The sequence below is a fragment of the Haloarcula sp. R1-2 genome, assembly GCF_011627385.1.
Classification (GTDB): domain Archaea; phylum Halobacteriota; class Halobacteria; order Halobacteriales; family Haloarculaceae; genus Haloarcula; species Haloarcula marismortui.
In genome coordinates, this window is record NZ_JAANTG010000001.1 from 13306 (window position 1) to 29912 (window position 16607).

At 63.5% G+C, this 16607-nt stretch carries 14 protein-coding genes; 7 read left to right on the plus strand and 7 right to left on the minus strand.

Features of this window, described 5'->3' with window-relative positions; genetic code table 11:
- Positions 1 to 16: 16 nt before the first annotated feature.
- From G9C82_RS00085 to G9C82_RS00105, 5 genes are read right to left on the minus strand one after another with little or no spacing between them, the layout of a single operon-like run.
- Entirely contained in the window at positions 17 to 958 is a 942-nt protein-coding gene (locus G9C82_RS00085) for a MoxR family ATPase (RefSeq protein ID WP_004960702.1), read from the minus strand.
- Positions 955 to 1908: a hypothetical protein gene (locus tag G9C82_RS00090; protein ID WP_127013045.1), complete on the minus strand. Its 954-nt coding sequence runs from the start codon at positions 1906 to 1908 to the stop codon at positions 955 to 957. The genes G9C82_RS00085 and G9C82_RS00090 overlap by 4 nt, the downstream gene beginning before the upstream one ends.
- The gene (locus G9C82_RS00095; RefSeq protein ID WP_004960708.1) at positions 1908 to 2570 is read right to left on the minus strand and encodes a DUF1664 domain-containing protein; all 663 of its coding nucleotides are present in this window, start codon (positions 2568 to 2570) and stop codon (positions 1908 to 1910) included. Before G9C82_RS00095 ends, G9C82_RS00090 begins: the two co-directional genes overlap by 1 nt.
- Positions 2567 to 4933 carry a VWA domain-containing protein gene (locus G9C82_RS00100; protein ID WP_127013046.1) on the minus strand — a complete coding sequence of 789 codons (2367 nt, stop codon included), beginning with the start codon at positions 4931 to 4933 and terminating at the stop codon, positions 2567 to 2569. The genes G9C82_RS00095 and G9C82_RS00100 overlap by 4 nt, the downstream gene beginning before the upstream one ends.
- Entirely contained in the window at positions 4933 to 6726 is a 1794-nt protein-coding gene (locus tag G9C82_RS00105; protein ID WP_127013047.1) for a VWA domain-containing protein, read from the minus strand. The genes G9C82_RS00100 and G9C82_RS00105 overlap by 1 nt, the downstream gene beginning before the upstream one ends.
- Positions 6727 to 6962: 236 nt before the next feature.
- Here G9C82_RS00105 and G9C82_RS00110 point away from each other — a divergent pair, with 236 nt between their 5' ends.
- The 7 genes from G9C82_RS00110 (at position 6963) to G9C82_RS00140 (ending at position 14556) form a co-directional block, all read left to right on the plus strand.
- Positions 6963 to 7601: a helix-turn-helix domain-containing protein gene (locus G9C82_RS00110; RefSeq protein WP_127013048.1), complete on the plus strand. Its 639-nt coding sequence runs from the start codon at positions 6963 to 6965 to the stop codon at positions 7599 to 7601.
- Between the two features lie 252 nt (positions 7602 to 7853).
- Positions 7854 to 8096, plus strand: coding sequence for a 4Fe-4S ferredoxin N-terminal domain-containing protein (locus G9C82_RS00115; protein WP_007190086.1), 243 nt, complete (start codon positions 7854 to 7856; stop codon positions 8094 to 8096).
- Positions 8089 to 10584: a molybdopterin-dependent oxidoreductase gene (locus G9C82_RS00120; RefSeq protein WP_127013049.1), complete on the plus strand. Its 2496-nt coding sequence runs from the start codon at positions 8089 to 8091 to the stop codon at positions 10582 to 10584. The genes G9C82_RS00115 and G9C82_RS00120 overlap by 8 nt, the downstream gene beginning before the upstream one ends.
- A gap of 2 nt (positions 10585 to 10586) precedes the next feature.
- On the plus strand, positions 10587 to 11417 hold the full coding sequence (locus G9C82_RS00125) for a 4Fe-4S dicluster domain-containing protein (protein ID WP_127013050.1): 831 nt from the start codon (positions 10587 to 10589) through the stop codon (positions 11415 to 11417).
- Complete coding sequence (gene nrfD / locus G9C82_RS00130; RefSeq protein ID WP_127013051.1) at positions 11417 to 12712, plus strand: NrfD/PsrC family molybdoenzyme membrane anchor subunit; 1296 nt, start codon at positions 11417 to 11419, stop codon at positions 12710 to 12712. Before G9C82_RS00125 ends, nrfD begins: the two co-directional genes overlap by 1 nt.
- Positions 12709 to 13296: a molecular chaperone gene (locus tag G9C82_RS00135; RefSeq protein WP_127013052.1), complete on the plus strand. Its 588-nt coding sequence runs from the start codon at positions 12709 to 12711 to the stop codon at positions 13294 to 13296. Before nrfD ends, G9C82_RS00135 begins: the two co-directional genes overlap by 4 nt.
- Positions 13297 to 13518: 222 nt before the next feature.
- Positions 13519 to 14556, plus strand: coding sequence for a YhjD/YihY/BrkB family envelope integrity protein (locus G9C82_RS00140; protein ID WP_127013053.1), 1038 nt, complete (start codon positions 13519 to 13521; stop codon positions 14554 to 14556).
- Positions 14557 to 14563: 7 nt separating this feature from the next.
- Here G9C82_RS00140 and G9C82_RS00145 read toward each other — a convergent pair whose 3' ends face one another.
- Complete coding sequence (locus tag G9C82_RS00145; RefSeq protein ID WP_319946521.1) at positions 14564 to 15196, minus strand: trimeric intracellular cation channel family protein; 633 nt, start codon at positions 15194 to 15196, stop codon at positions 14564 to 14566.
- A 172-nt stretch (positions 15197 to 15368) separates the two neighbouring features.
- Entirely contained in the window at positions 15369 to 16607 is a 1239-nt protein-coding gene (locus G9C82_RS00150) for a P-loop NTPase (RefSeq protein WP_127013054.1), read from the minus strand.

The window sequence follows — 16607 nt, forward strand, 5'->3', positions numbered from 1 at the left end:
GCGGTCACTGAGTCGCTCATTCCAGCAGGGCTGCGATGAGGTCGTCCGCCGTTCGACCCTCCCGCTCGGCCCGGAAGTCAACGATAATCCGGTGGCGGAGCACGGGGGCTGCCAGCGCCTCAATGTCCTCGCCGGTGACGTGCGAACGGCCGTGGAGGAACGCCCGGGCCTTCGCCGTCTGGACGAGTGCCATGCTCGCCCGCGGGCTGGCACCGAACTCGATGTCGTCGGCCTCGCGCGTCCGGCGGACGAGCTGGACTGCCCGGTCGCGCAGGTCGTCTGCGATAGGCATCTCACGGACCAGTTGCTGTATCGCCTGAATTTCTGAGCGGGTCAGCGACCGCTCAACGGGGACCTGTTCTGCCCCAGCGGTGTACATGTCGACGATAGTCCGTTCCTCGTCGTAGTCCGGATAATCGACCAGCAGCTTCAGCATGAAGCGGTCGGTCTGGGCCTCCGGAAGCGCGTAGGTCCCCGACTGGTCAATCGGGTTCTGGGTGGCCAGAATGAAAAAGGGACGCGGCAGTTCGTAGGTCTCGCCCGCGGCGGTCACCTGTTTCTCCTGCATCGCTTCCAGCAGGGCGGCCTGTGTCTTCGGCGTTGCCCGGTTGATCTCGTCGGCCAGTACGACGTTGGCGAACACCGGCCCTTTCTCGAAGACGAACTCGCGGCCGCTGTCGGTCTCGCGGATAATCTCGGTCCCAGTGATATCGGACGGCATCAGGTCCGGGGTGTTCTGAATCCGGGAGAATTGGAGGTCGGTCACCTCCGCGACGGTCCGGACCATCGTCGTCTTCCCAAGCCCTGGGTTCGATTCGAGCAGGGCGTTGCCGTCGGCCAGGATACAGATGAGCAGTTGCTCCAGTACCGCCTCCTGACCGACGATCCGCGTGCTGATCTGTTCACGTGCGTTCGCGATCTTCTGCTGTAGTTCGTCGATGTCTTGCTCTGGGCTCATGGGTCGGTGTCCTCGTCGTCTGTGTCCTGATCTCGAATCCTGAGATTGTACTCGCGGATGAGGTCCGCATCCTCGACGTCTTCCTGACCGGCGAACCCGGCCTGCTGGCTGTCGACTGTCCCACTGCCGCTCCCCGGCCCCTCGGTGTCCGACGACGGGAACGACTGACTCCGGTCGATTTCTTCGTCGCCGCCCGTCGAGTCAATCTCGGCGGTGAGGTTCTCGTCGCCCGCCTGTACGTCCTCGCTGTCGCCGAGTATCGCGTCGCCGTCTTCGAGCCCCTCGTACTGGCTTGGCCGGTCGTTTGGTGACTCCGTCTCGACCGGGTCGCGGTCGAGCAGGCCGATGTCCACGACGGCTACCTGCACTGTCGCCAGACTCAGCAGGATAACGACAACAAGCGTCCCGAGCAGTCGCCGGCTGTCGACGAGCGCGACGCTTGAACTCTGTTTCAGCCCATCGAGGACATCCTCGTAGAGCCGGGCCGCCATCCGTGTCTCGGCCTCGTCTTCCACCGCATCCCGCGCCGTTCGGAGCGCGTCGGTGACGTTCGCGTTCGCCGCCTCGAACTGCTCGACGAGCGGTTGACGGACTCGGTACAGATACTCGCCGATGAGCCAGCACACTCCGATGGCGATGCCAACGACTGCGCCTGTCGGGAACGACAGCGCAGGTACCGAGCGGCCGACAGCCGCCTCAACCGGGTCCGTCACCGCCGCCGGAACCGACACCTGTGTCGGGAGTTCGGCCGGCGAGAGGACTGTCAGGAGGATGTTCACCAGAAGAAAGAGCAACACCGCGTCAACGATGGCGTAGACGAACGCCGCCTTCTTTCCCTCGCGTCTCACCTCGGCGATGGCGGCGGCCATCCGTTCGCGTGCTTGTGCCTGTTCGCTTTCAGGCGGCTCCTCACTGCCGTTCTCTCCGATGTTTGTATCTGGTTTGTCCATCAGTAGCCCTCGCAGGTAGCTTTCTCCTGGTTCTCCGGCTGGCTACAGAGCGTCTCGATATCGTCTCGCAGCTCTTGGTTCTGGTTTTCAAGCTCCTCAATATCGTCTTCGAGCGTACTTATCCGTGATTCCAGACTGTCGATGTCGTCCTGCAGGTCTGACACCTGGTCCTCCAGTTCGGCACGCTCGTCCTCTAGATCCTCGTTTTCGCTCTCCAGATCATCGATCGTCGACTCAAGGTCGTCAACCTCGTTTTGGAGCGTGTCGCGCTCATCCTGCAGGTCATCGACTGTCCCCTCCAGTTCTTCGACGCGGTCCTCGCTATCGCGGAGCGACTGCCGAGTCTCTGCTAACTGGCTCTCTGTGGCGTTCAACTGTTCTTCTGTCTGGTTCAGATTGGTCGCGACCTGATCGACGTCCTCCGACCGCGTCTCCAGTTGGTCTTCGAGTTCGTCAACGCGGGTCTGGGTAGATTCCAAGTCATTTCTGGTGTCGTCTAGATTCTCCCGGAGTTCGGCGTTTTGCTGGCGAAGCTCCTGATTCTGCGAGCGCAGGTCGCTGGCTGAGTCCTGGTACAGCACCGTCGTTCCGCCGGTGCCAACCATCGAGAGGGCGACGAACACCACGAGTCCGAGGTTGATCCGGCGACCGATTGCGCTCACGGGAGACCACTCTCCAGAGAGGTGCGACCGCGGTACACTTGAACACGCCGGGCGACCACCTCGCCGGTGAACAGCAGGAGCGCGCCGAGCAGGGCGACCCAGTCCCAGGTGTCCTGAACGGTGCGGACCCGGGTGGACTTCTGGCGTGCCTCACTGGCTATCTGTTCGCCCTGGTCTGGGGTGAAAGTCTGTCCGCCGGTCGTTTCGACGAGCGCATCGAGGCTGTCACTTGGGCCGAAGGAAGCGTACTCGACGGGGTAGTTCGCCGCATATTCAGTGTCGAGCGCCGCCTGATACCCCGCTTCTCTGGGCGTAAACTCGCCGCGATACCGGCCGTCGCCGACCTGACGGAAGGAGATGTTTGCCGCGTCCGGGCGGCTATCGCCCTGGTAGGTCAGCGTCGTTGGCCGTCCCACGCGGGCATCGCCGACCGCTGTGACGCCGGTTTGTGTGCGCATGGGGTCACCCACCGCGTAGTTGACCGATTTCGTGACGACTAGCGAGTCCGGTCGGTCAAGCAGGCCGCCCATCGTGTTATCCGAATCGTAGGCGGTAATAGAGACCACGCGGCCCAGCCCAAACCGCCAGGAGGCGATGGCCGGCTTCCCGTCCGCGGTGGCGACCTGATAGTCCGCTCCGGGCTTGACTTGGACGTTGTTCGCCTGGCCGGGATTGGCCGTCAGTTCCACGCCGGCGGTGATGAACGTGTCTTCCGTGACGATGGTGAGGTTTTCGCCCTGGTAGCGCCGCGAGGAGCCGCCAAAGAGGAGCCGCAGGCGCTCGGTCTCGTCGGCCGCAAAGTACGAGCCGCCGGACTCGCTGGCGATTTGACGCATCGTCGCGACGCCGACGCGCTTGCCGACGCCGACCGAGACGACGCGGGTCCCTTCGCGGCCCAGTTGGTTGGCAACGGCCGCCGGCGGGCCGAGCCGGTCCTGCCCGTCACTGAGGAGGATGATCGTCCCCTCGCGGTCGTCCAGCAGTTCGTCAGCGCCCTGAAGTCCGACGGCGATGTCCGTCGCGCCGCCGCTTTCAAGCCGCCGTATCTTATCGGCAGTCTCCGCCCGGTTCTGACCGAGCGCTTGCATCTCCGAGACGCGGTACGCGTTCTGGTTGAACGCAACGACACCCACCTGATTCTCGTCGCCGAGCTGGTCGAGCACGTCAAGCGAGACAGCTTTCTGTACCGAGAGGCCGCTCTCAGCGCTGCCGGACACGTCGACGAGGATGACAATGTTCGACTCGCCGCCGGTCGCGTTCCCGACCCGGACCGGGAGCATCGAGGCCACCGGCGACGTTTCGTAGCCACCGTTCTCGTAGGCGTTGTCGCCGCCCGCGACGACCAGCCCGCCGCCGTTGATGACGAAGTCTTGCAGGGCGGTGGTGTTCCCCATATTGCCCGACGGCGTGTCTTGCATGACGACGGCGGCGTAGTCATCGAGGTCCGCCGGGACTGACGAGGCCGTCGAGACGTTGTACAGCGAGTCGAGGTAGTTCCGCAGCGGGTACTCTCCCTGTGAGACGTACAGCACGTCGGGCTGTTCGACGACGCGGACGCTCTTGTAGAACACGTCGTTTCGCGCGTACTCGTCGTCGCCGGACAGTGTCGCGGTCACCCGGTGTGACCCGAGCGCCTCGAACGTGTGGTCGACGGTGAGCGTCCCGTCCGGCCGGAGTTCACCCTCGGTGACCGTCTCGCCGTCGATGGTCACCTCGACGGGCACTGGTTCGAGGACGCTCACGCCCTCCATCGAGACGGTGTACTGCGACCGGACGCCGCGACTCACCGTCGACGGCCCGGCTATCGTCACGGCTCGCTCTGTTCGTGGCGACTGGGGAGTGACGCTGTGGACGGTCGCGTTGAGCCCGGCGGCGTCCTCGGCAGCCGTTGCAAGGCTTCGTCCCTCCGTGACACGGCCGTCGGAGACGACGACAACCGTCCCGTTTTCCTGAAGGTTTGCCGCTACGCCGTCGCCGAGCCGCGAGTTCGACCCGCTACCGATCGTCGCCCGCGTCACCGGGACGCCCTCGTCCTCGATATCCCGTACCAGCGCGTCGGTCGTGTTCGGATAGATGCCCATGCTCGCGGAGTCGTCTGTCAGCAGTGTCACGCCCGGCTCGCCCGGTGTCTCCCGGGTCTGGACGGTGTACGGCTCCATCGCACCGAGCACGAGCAGGCAGACGATGAGCACGCGGCTGGCAAGCAGGAGTCGGCGGCTCCGGTTCGAGGCCGACCGCGTCCCGCCCTCGCCACGCCGGATGAGATATGCGAGGAGACCGATGGCGACTGGCAGGGCCAGCAGCGGCCACAGCTGCTCGACACCAACGGTGAGTCCTTCTGTGAGGGTGTAGGAGACCGCCATCAGAGGTCACCCCGCCGGCGGAGATAGCCGACCTCGGCCAGTGCGAGTACCAGCCCGCCTAGCGCGACGTACTCGGTCAACGGCTGTGGCACCGACCGCCGTTCGGTCCGGGTGAGGTTCCCGGCCGTCCCGGAGCGCTGGTCGAGTGCTTCGACATTGGTGTTTGACTCGCTTTCGTCCAGCAGCGACGCACTCACCTGCCGGCTCTGGCTCCGGTAGAGGCCGGCACGCTGGAGCGGGACCGAATTCCCGGAGACAGGGCCAGCCGGCCCCTCGACAGTGGTGTTTCCGAACCGGACGGTCTCGCCGGTCTCGTGGTTCAGCGCCGGGAGCGGTTCCCTGTCCGCGAGGTAGTACACTGCCCGCTTCCAGAACACGGGGTACTGGTAATTGAACTTGAAGCTGGACCGGTCCTCGATGTAGCCGTAGTACATGAGGCGGCCACCGTTCCGGTCCTCGGTCGCAATGAGCGGCGTCCCGTCGCTCAGTTGTACCTGGGCCGACCCGGAGCGCAGCGAGCCCGAAACGTACTCGTCGGGAGGCTGGAAGTCGATGCCGCGGGTGAGCTGTGTCTGTGCTGTCTGGCCCACCGTCGCGCCCGCCTTGGTCTCGCCGGGTTCGATGAGGAGGAGGTCCCGGTACCGCTGCGGGAGGTTGTCCTGTGCCAGCACCGCCACGCCGCCACCGTCTTCGACCAGTTCGCGCCCGGTTTCGACGTTCCCGGGGAGCAACGAACTCCTGTCGACGTTGCTGTACAGGATGATGTCGTAGTCGCCCTGAATCGTTGTCGGCGGCTGCCTGACTGTCACGTTCACCCGGTCAACGACCGACAGCGCGGTGGTCAGGTACCGATTCCGGTCGTTTGTCAGCACCAGCACGTCGACGGCCGCGTCCGCCGGTGCGGCGACGTAAACGCTGTCATCCGTTGGGAAACTGTCGCCTGGGCTAAGCCGGGCCTCACTCCCACCGGCCGGGACCGGGAGCGTCACCGAACCCACGTCGTCAGGCCCGAGCTGGAGCTCTTGCTGGGCGTTCCCGAGCCGGACGGTCCGGGTCACGGTCGAGTCGCCGTAGTTTTTCACCGACAGCGTCACCGCCGAGCCGGAGAACCGCCGGTCGATGAAGCCGACGTTCCCGTCGCCCCCACCGTCGAACTGCTGGAGGTCGACGGAGAGCCCGCGCCCGCGAGCCGTCGTGACCGCGGTCGTCCACTCCTCGCCCGCGAAATCGCTCAGGACGACGACTCTGGCGTTCTCGCCGGCGAGCGAGGCTGCCTGCGAGATAGCGCCGCTGAGCGCTCCCGGCGCATCCGTCGGACTGAGTCCGTCCAGCGTTCCTTGGGCCGCTGTCGGCGTGCCACGCTGGAGTACCACCTCGCCACCGTTGGTCGTCGTGACGACAGAGGTTGTCCCAGTCACCTCATCTCGGGCGGCCGCGACGGCCTGCTGGAAGCGCGTCTGGCCGTCAGCGTCGGTCTGCATTGACGCGCTCGTGTCGACGACGATGACCGTCTCCGCTACTGTCGCCCGCTCGGAGACGGTGACGTACGGTGTCGCCAGTCCGACCGCGAGCACCAGCACGACCAGCACCTGCAACAGCAGCAGCAGGCTCCGTGAGATCCGTTCGAGAAACGGCGTCGCTGACTGCTGGCGTTCTCCGGCGACGAGAAACTGGAACGTCGGCAGCGTGAGTTCCTGCGGGTCCGGTCGAATGAGATACAGCACGACGATCGGCACCGTAAGGAGGAGGGCGGCCAGTCCCAGGGGGGCAAGCAAAACGTCCGAGAGGACCATTGTCGATGTATCAGGCGGAGGCGGCATTTATCTTGTGTCTCTGGTGACACCAACCTGTGAACATGGCCCCGACGCCGTCTATCTGAGACACGACGTGGCACAGTTCATATTCGGAACCGTCGTGACATCAGGAAGCTATTCTCTATGAACGTTCTGGACAAACCTGCCGATGTCTGTCGGTTACGATGAGAATCGACAAAACGTATTTAACTGAACGTCGGAGATGAACAGACAGAATGGACCAATCCGAAAGCGGGCTCACAGGGACAACAACGGGCACCGCTTCCGAACGGACCATTGAGGTTCTGTTCGAAATTGAACTGCCCGATGACTGTTCGTGTCCACTTTCGGATCCGGATGCAGACATCGAGAACGTTCATAACCAGATCGACGACGGAGTCTGTCACGCGGAAATGACCGTCTCTGATGAAACTGGTACCCCGCGGGTCCTGCATTCGACAAATCAGGTCGGGGACGCCTGTCTCTGTCTGGCGTTTAGCGAGGTCGGGTGTGTACCACGAACCCGGCGCGTAGACGGTGACTCACTTTTTATCGAGACGTACGTCTCAGACCGGAGCGTCATCAGCGAGCTGGTCGAGCAGTTGCAACCAGCGGCTGAACGAGTGCGCCTGCGACGGCTGACATCCCGGCAGGACAACAAGACAGAGTCGGACCCTGCGACTGTCGACCTCGCCTGTCTCACGACAAAACAACGGGAAGCAGCGATAATCGCGGTCGACGGAGGCTACTACCAGCAGCCCAGACAGACGACTCTCGACGACCTCGCATCGACACTCGGTATCTCGAAATCTGCGCTCTCTCAGCGCCTGAACGCCGTTGAATCGAAACTCGCGACGGCTGCCTTCGACCCGTAACCTCATTTTCTCGGTCAAGACGTACTGGCGGTAGCATCGACGCCGGCGTTGTAGCGACCGAGACAAACGCGAACAGGCCGTTCCATGGGTGAAACCGCGTTTCGGTCGGCAGTCTAGCTTCTCGACACGCCATCGGCCTATCGGCTACACCGTGGGTTCAAGCTGAGTGGCGCGGTTCTCACCTGTATTTAAATCCCTTCATAATACAGCGCGTTTCCTACCGAGTTCCGAGAGAAATCGACAACTAGAGCCATGAATAACCCACAGCAACCGAGATTGACGCCGATTGAGGAGTGGGAAGATGAAGCAACAGCGATGCTCGACGGCGTCGAGTACGATACTGATCTGGGGCTACGGATGGCTCGTGACGCGATCCGCGTCTCAAATGGGGAGCTGAGCGACGCCGAATTCCACGAAAAGTACCACGAGGCGGTGCTGGCGGAGTTCGGTGCAGACGAGCGACCGACCAAACCTGAGGGATTCGACGATGACTGACAACGATGGGCTGTATCGGCGTGATGTACTGAAAGCCGGGGGAGCGGCTGCTGCCCTTGGTCTCGGCGGCGGTGAGTTCCTTCAGGGACTGGCCGAACGCGGGGACCAAACGGCGGCGTCAAAGCACAACACGGGTATCGAGAACTACGTCGGGCAAAATGACGTCATCCAGACCGTCTGTTCGCCGAACTGTCGCGGGAAGTGTCCCATCGATGTCCACGTCCGTGACGGACAGGTGAGAAAGGTCGAGCCACACCCGCCGGAAGATGAGCAGTACAAGCGGGCCTGTGTGCTCGGGCTCTCACACACCCAGCGCGTGTACGACCCGACGAGACTGAAATACCCGATGAAGCGTACCGACTGGTCGCCCGACGAGCCCAATCCCGACGGACGCGGTCCGGATGCCGAGTTCGAGCGCGTCTCGTGGGACGAGGCGCTCGACCTCGTCGCCGACAAGATGCAGTCGTTGAAAACAGACCACGGCGCAGAGAGCGTCCTCTTCCATGAGGGGTCGGGGAACTACGGCCAGACCGGCAAGGCGTTCAGCCGCCTGGCCTCTCTATTCGGCTCAACCCAGTCTGCATGGGGAATCGACGCCAACGTCGGTCGCGGATTCAACCGGGTCACTGGGACCGGCTTCTTCCTGCCACCGACGAACGAGGCCGAGGACTGGGAGAACGCGAACACCATCATCGTCTGGGGGTCGGACATCTTCTCCAGTCAGTTCCAGATGGACGCCTCAAAGGTTCTCGATGCCGTCGAGAGCGGCGCGAAGCTTGTCGTGGTGGACCCGGTATATACGACGACAGCGTCGAAAGCCGACCTGTGGCTCCCGGTCAAGCCCGGGAAAGACGTGCATCTCGCCCTTGCGATGATGCACACCGTCTTCGAAGACGAGACGTACGACGAACAGTTCCTTCGGAAGCGGACGACCGGTCCGGCGCTGGTCCGGAAAGACACTGGTGACCTGCTCAAATCGAGCACCGTCTTCGACGACGGCAGCGATGACCAGGTTGTCGCCGTCGAGCAGGGGAGCAACACGCCGGTCGAACTCGAACCTGAGACCGACGGCCCGTATGCCCTCTTTGGGGAGTTCACTGTCGACGGCATCGAATGTGAGACAGCGCTGACCAGACTCCGGGACCACGTCGCTGACTACGCCCCATCGAAAGTCGCGGAGAAGACCGGCGTCGACGCGGAGAACATCCGCACTGCAGTCCGATGGCTGGCGACTCGTGGCCCCGGTGGCATCGCCCCGAGTTACGCGATCGGGCGGTACAAACACGGGCACGTCTTCGGCCAGACCTATGCGATGCTGATGGGGCTGACCGGTGACTACGGTCGGCACGGAAACATCCACGCGCACCATGCCGGCGGTGCGTCGCTCAGTACCGGTGGCTGGGGCACTCCGGAGGACGCCGACCCCGGACCGTCGCTGTTCTTCCCCGAATACCCGGACGCGATGATCGACGGTGACCCGCACAAGGTCAGGGCTGTCTACTCTATCGAGTCGAACATGATGGGGAACCAGTTCCCGGACCGCCAGCGGTTCAGAAAGGCCATCAGGAGCCTTGAAATGTACGTGGTCGCGGATATGCACCACACGGATACGGTCCAGCACGCGGACATCATCCTCCCGGCCCCACACTGGTTCGAACAGGAGGACATCACTTCCGGCTGGGGGTCCCATCCACACCTCGGGTACCGACACAAGGTGCAAGAACCGATGTGGGAGGCCAGAGACGACTACTACGCGGTTCGCGGGCTCGCGGAACGACTCGGCTTCGGCGACTACTTCCCGGAGACGAAACGCGAGATGCTTCGGGAACTCGCCAGCCGGGACGACGCCATCGACTTCGAGACGCTGTTCGAGCAGGGGACTCAAAAGAAGCAGGACGTTCCCATCGTCAAGTACACCGACGAGTTCCCCACCGACACGGGGCGCATCAAAATGTACGACGATGACGCCCCGAGCGAGGAGGGCGTGACGTTCGACGTCCCACGGCCGCTCGAAGACCGGACAGCCGACGACTACGAAAAGGCCGACGAGTACCCGCTGATGTTCATGCAGAAGCACAGTCGGTTCCGCATCCACTCACAGTACGAGATGGTGAACTGGGTGCGCGAGGTCAACCCCGAGCCGCAGCTGGACATCCATCCATCGGATGCGAAAGCTCGTGGTATCGAGGACGGCGAGTACGTCCGCGTGTACAACGACCGCGGCGAGATGATTGTGAAGGCAAAATACAACGAGGCATTCCAGCCGGGGCTGGTAAACACTGACCAGGGATGGTGGTCGCGTGACTACCTCAAGGGTCACCACAACGACCTCACGCACAACGAGGTCAGCGAAGTCGGCCAGACAATGTCGTTCTACGATGTCCGTGTCGCCGTCGAGCCGGCTCCTGACGACCTTGACACGGAGAAGTACGAAACGGACAACCCGCGTGGAACTGGCGCTGAAACATCACGTGTGGGAGGTGACTAACGATGACGAACTATGGCCTCGTAATCGACCAGGAGCGGTGTATCGGCTGTCAGGCATGCGCAGTGTCATGTAAACAGGAGAACAACGTCCCGATGGGACAGTTCTGGAACCGCGTCCTCACGGAGGGCGGCGACAAGATGGACACCCCGTCAGGTGGCTACCCCGAAGACGGCGGCAGCGGGGCGCTAGATATGCAGTACCAGCCGACGGCGTGCCAGCACTGCGAAAACGCGCCCTGCGTGAAGGTCTGTCCGGTCAACGCAACGTACACCCGGGACGACGGAATCGTCGAAATCGACTACGACAAATGCATCGGCTGTCGCTACTGTATGGCCGCCTGCCCGTACAACGCGCGGGTGTTCAACTGGGACGAACCCGAGCATATGCCCGAGGCGGGGACGGGTGACGTTGCCGCCCGGCCACAGGGCGTCGTCGAGAAGTGTACGTTCTGTAGCCATCGCGTCGACGAGGGACTCGACCCGGCCTGTGTCGTCAACTGTCCGGCCGACGCACGCATCTTCGGCGACCTCGACGACGAGGGAAGCACCGTCTCGAAATACATCAACGAATACGAGACAGACCAGCTCCTCGAAGACCGCGGGACGAACCCGAAGACACACTACATCAGCGGCGAGATGAGCCCCGGTCGGCCACAGACGTCGGATAAAATGGAGAGCGAACTCGACGATGTCTCTCCGTGGTCCGATGGGTCAGAGGACGTGCCAGCTGAGGCCAGTGAAAGCGACAGCAGTGGCTCGGGTGGAAGCCACCACTCCATCGAGAGTGATGCAGCTCCACACGTCCCAGCAGTGGGGTCCGGAGGTGATGATTGATGGCCGCTGACTCATCCCGAATCGCGATTCCGGCCTTCGGAACGAAAGGAAAGCTGTGGCTCGGCCTGCTCGCGAGCCTCATGGTCGCTGGACTGGCAGCCTGGGGCTACCAACTCACCACGGGCCTTGTGGCCACGGGGATGCGCAACGTCTTCTCGTGGGGCCTGTATATCATGATGTTCGTCCTGTTCGTCGGGCTGTCCGCCGGCGGGCTCATCATTTCGAGCGCACCGAAGTTCTTCCACTCACACCGCTACGAAGGGTTCGCGCGGCTTGGCGTGCTGGTCAGTCTCGCGTGTATCACGGTCGCGGGCCTGCTCATCCTGCCGGACATCGGGCGGCCCGAGCGGCTCTACCAGTTTTTCACCTCGCCGGACTTCCGCTCGCCGATGGTGTGGGACTTCGGGATTGTCATTCTCTACGGCGTGCTAAACCTCTGGTATCTGTGGCTCCTGACTCGGCGTGACCTTGCTGCGCGGGGGTCGCCACTTGCACTGGGTGTCGATGACACCGACGCCGGACGCGAGCGTGACCGCACGCTCATGTTCTGGACCGCGGCACTCGCACTCCCGACTGCAGTCGCCCTTCACTCGGTGACCGGGTGGATTTTCGCGACGCAGATCGGACGTGGCGACTGGTTCAGCCCCCTTGTCGCACCGGTGTTCATCGCCAAGGCACTCGTCTCCGGACTCGGATTGTTGCTGGTCGTGTCGGTACTCGCAGACCGGCTCACAAACTACGAAGTCGACCGCGAGGAACTCACGAGCCTCGGCAAGCTACTCGGTATCTTCCTCGCGCTTCACGTGGTGTACCTCCTTGCGGCCGAACGACTGCCCCACGCCTGGGCGAACCACTTCGAGTTCTGGGCCATCACAGAGAGCTTCCTCATCGGCGAGTCCGTTTATTTCTGGCTCTGGACCGTCGTCGGCGGGGCAGTCCCGCTTGTCATGCTGATGATTCCATCGCTGCGAAAGCGCGTGTCGGTCATCTTCACCGCGAGCCTTCTCGCGGTCTTTGGCACAATGTTCGAAGGCATCCGTCTGGTGTTCACGGGATACGAGGTCGCTAACATCAACCTCCCACCGGGCATCTCGCTCGGTGGCGAGTATGCCGGCATCACGACCGGCATCTGGGCGACTGCCGGAGCCTACACCCCGACGCTGGTCGAGGTGGTTGTCACCCTCGGTATTGTCGCCTTCGGCGCGCTCATCGTCACGCTCGGCCTCAAGTACGTCCCGATTCAGCGAGTCGACGGACAGTATGCAACTGATGGCGGCACACAGGAACGACAATGACTGGACAGACTGACACCTCCACCACACGTGAGCGATCTCCTGAGCACGACATCGGGAGCGATGGGTTTCGGTCGGACGCCGCGGCGACCTACGCTGTCCTCGCCGAATGTTGGCGAGAACCGACCGAGCAACTGACCGAAGCCATTGAAGCCGGTGAGTTGGCTCCGGTGGTTGGCGACATCGGCTCGGCTGACCGACATCGTCTCCGGACCGAGTACACCCGACTGTTCATCGGTCCAGCGGGACCACCGTGTCCACCCTACGAGAGCGTCTATCGTGACGGTGAGGACCCGGATGCACTCGGCCCGGTCAAGGGACCAGCCACGATGGCTGTCGTGCGCTGGTACAGAGAGTTCGGCGTCCAGCCCGCGGCTGCCTATTCGGACCTCCCGGACCATATCGCCACGGAACTGGAGTTCGCTGCCTATCTGGCAGAAGCGGGCTTCGACGACCAGCTTGACCAGTTCTTCGAGGAGCACCTCGCTGCTTGGACTGACGAGTTCCTCAAGCAAGTCGAGTCAGAAACACGGGAACCGTTCTACGCGTCGCTGGCAACGACGACCCGAGAGGTCATACATCAGTAGTGACGCTCCGGGGCGCTCCCCGGATTTGTAGCGGCGACTAGACGTGTTCTCTACGGGTGGTCACTCCACAGAACTGCTATTCTCACTTGGGGTCGTGACAGACCGGTTCTGGGGTGACAAACCGCACCTATCGGCGGTTGGACCGACGCCCGCCTCGCCGGCGGCGTCGGGGAGCGTCCGCTACGGCGGCGTCTATTTGCTTCTCGGCGTCGAATTCCGCGTATGCGTTTCAGTCGCGCCCGTACGGAGGAGGTTCTGCGCGCTCTCGTTCACGAAATCAGGGCGGAACGGCTCACGTTCATGGCTGGCTCGATAGCCTACCACGCGTTCCTGTCGATTCTTCCGCTGTTATTGCTGGTGTTGACCTTCGTCCAGCGAACGGAGAACGTCACGCTACGGGCCTCCATCGTCGGCATCATGGAGGCTGTTCTGACCACGCAGGCAAGCGGCATCATCCAGCAGGGACTGACCGAGGCCGACGCGTCCGTGTCGGCGCTGGGCGTGGGCTTTCTTCTCTGGGGCTCGCTGCGAATCTTCCGGGGGCTTGACACGGCCTTCTCCGACATCTACGAGACGGGCGCGTCGAACACCTTCCTCGACCAGCTCGGCGACGGGCTGGTACTGCTCGTGACCGTCGCAGTGGCGATACTCAGCGCCAGCGCGCTCGGCAGTGTCCTGCCCGAGACCGGAAGTGGCCCGCTGTGGGCAGTCGCCAGTGGGCTGGTCCGGGCCGCCGGATTGTTCGTTGTCTTCTATCCAATGTACTACATTTTCCCGGACACGGACGTTTCACCGCTTGAAGTTGTTCCCGGCGTCGCGTTTGCCGCAATCGGACTTACCGTCGCGCAGGTTCTCTTCACGGCGTTCAAATCCGGTTCGACGGGCGGGAACATCATCGCCAGCATCCTCGTCCTGTTGAGCTGGCTGTACATCATCGGGCTGGTGATACTGCTCGGGGCGGCCATCAACGCCGTCCTCTCGAACCGCTCTGCGGACGTGGATATCGACCCTGTCGTTGGCGAACATTCCCAGCAAAACACCATCCGGACAACGACGATGTCCCGCGAGGCGCTGCTGGCCGAACTTGAGACACTTGCCGACCGTTTTCAGCAAGGACAGGGGACAATCACCGTCGAAATCGCCGACGAGCGTACCGACATCGACTGCCCGGAAACCGCGACTGTCGACCGTTCGTCGGACGTGTTCAGTCTGGACCAGTCGGTCGCGCTCACGCTCAGATGGTGGCCGAACGAGAAATAACGCCGTCCTACTGCGCGTCGCGTCGCTCCCACGCCTGTACCGTCGGCAGCGACCACCCGCGGCCGATGCCCAGTCCTCGGGCCAGCAGCACTGCGAGTGCGCACCCGGCCGATGCTACGCTGACGCTCACGCCAATCTGTGCCAGCGCCCAGAAGGCGAGGCCGCCGATAACAGCACAGGACGCATAGAAATCCTCACGGAGGATAAAGGGCGTTCGGCCCAACAGCAGGTCCGATATCGCGCCGCCGCCGGCCGCGTTGACCGTCGCCAGCGCGACGACGGCAAACACCGGGAGGCCGGCCTGCTGACCAAGCAACGCTCCGGTGGTAGTGAACGCCGCCAGCCCGATGGCGTCGGCCGTCAGGACGACCGGATGCTGGTGCCCGTCATCGAGGAAATGCACGAACAGCACAGCGGCGGTGACACCAAGCAGCGACAGGGCGACTTCGCCGGGTGACTGCAGGGAGTTCGGAACCCTGTTCAACAGCAGGTCCCGCGTCGTCCCGCCACCCAGTGCCGTCATCACGCCGACGACCGTGACGCCGAACACGTCGTAGCGCTCTTCGATGGCTTTCGCCGCGCCGACGAATGCGAACCCGACCAGTCCGATAGCGTTCATCACCGCAAACGCGTCGGTCACGTTTCCCCTCCGGCCCACCGGGACCTGACACGTATGCGACCGCGAGCGAGTCGGCCCGCCGCCACGAGTATAGCGGTCATTACCGTATTACTATGGGTGCGGACAATTATGCCTTTAGACCTGCGCTGGCGGCGTGATACTATTTGTCACTGCTTACTGCCAGCGACTATACCTACGGCTTGGCTGTCTCCAGCACCCAAGCCTCGGGTGTTTCCCGACGGACTTCGAACGGGTCGAAGGCCTCACGTGGCGCCTCCGCAAGCCGGCCCAGGAACTGCCCGACGGGGGTCGGGTCGCGGTCGCTGACGAGGACGAACGGCTCGCCGCTGTCCAGCGCGGTGAACCGTTCGCGAACCCGGTCTTTGCGCTCTTGTGGTTGCAAACCCCGGATATCGGCGGTCGGGTCGACGCCTACTTCGCCGGCGGTGTCGAGGGCGGACTCGACGGCGTCCCCCAAACTGCCGACAGCGTCGGGCACGCTGCCGGGTGCTGGCGTCCCCTGCAGGTCGTGCGAGAACGGGAGTTCGGCCAGCACCGCCGCATCGAGGTCTCCCAGCGCGTCGCCGGTAAACAGGTCGTTCGGTTCGCCACAGCAGTCACAGACGTATTCGGCCATGTTGACGACGGTTCCCAGCACCGGCACGTCGTTGTCGCGGAACAGCTCGACCGTCCGGCTGGTGTCGCTGACGCTCGCGTGAAACGGCGTCGTGACGACGACCACACCATCGACGGGGACCTCCTGCAGCGTCGTCAACACCACATCACCGGTCCCTGGCGGCAGGTCGAGCACCAGTACCTCGTCGTTTCGCCAGGCGGTGTTCTCGAACAGGTCCTCGAGCGCGTCGTGGGCCATTGCGCCGCGCCAGGCCAGCGGCGCGCCGCTTTCCATCAGGCCGACGCTCATCACGTCTATGTCGCCCGCTCGGACGGGGAGCGGGTCGCCCGCCTCGCTCGAGTGGACCGGACCGCTCACCTCCAGCAGTTCGGGCACGTTCGGCCCGTGGATGTCGGCGTCGAACAGTGCCACATCGTTGTCGGCGGCCAGCGCACAGGCTAGGTGCGTGGCGACCGTCGACTTGCCGACGCCGCCTTTCGCGCTGGCGACGGCGACGACGCGGTCGAAGGACTCGACGCCGCTTTGCCCCTCACTCGTCGGTGTCGTCCGTTCGACGTGGACGCTCTCGACGCCGTCCACGTCGTCGACCGCGTGGAGCATCGCTTGGACGACCTGCGTGCTCGTCTGCCCGTCCAGCGCGGTCAGGTCGGCTTCGATTGTCACCTCGCCGTCGGCTGCGTCGATGTTCTCGACGAACCCTGCGTCGAACACGGAGAGGTCGGCGTTCGGGTCGCGCACGTCTCGCAGTGCGGCTTCGATGCGGTCGGTCAGTGTAGTGGGCGTTCCGTCAGTCAT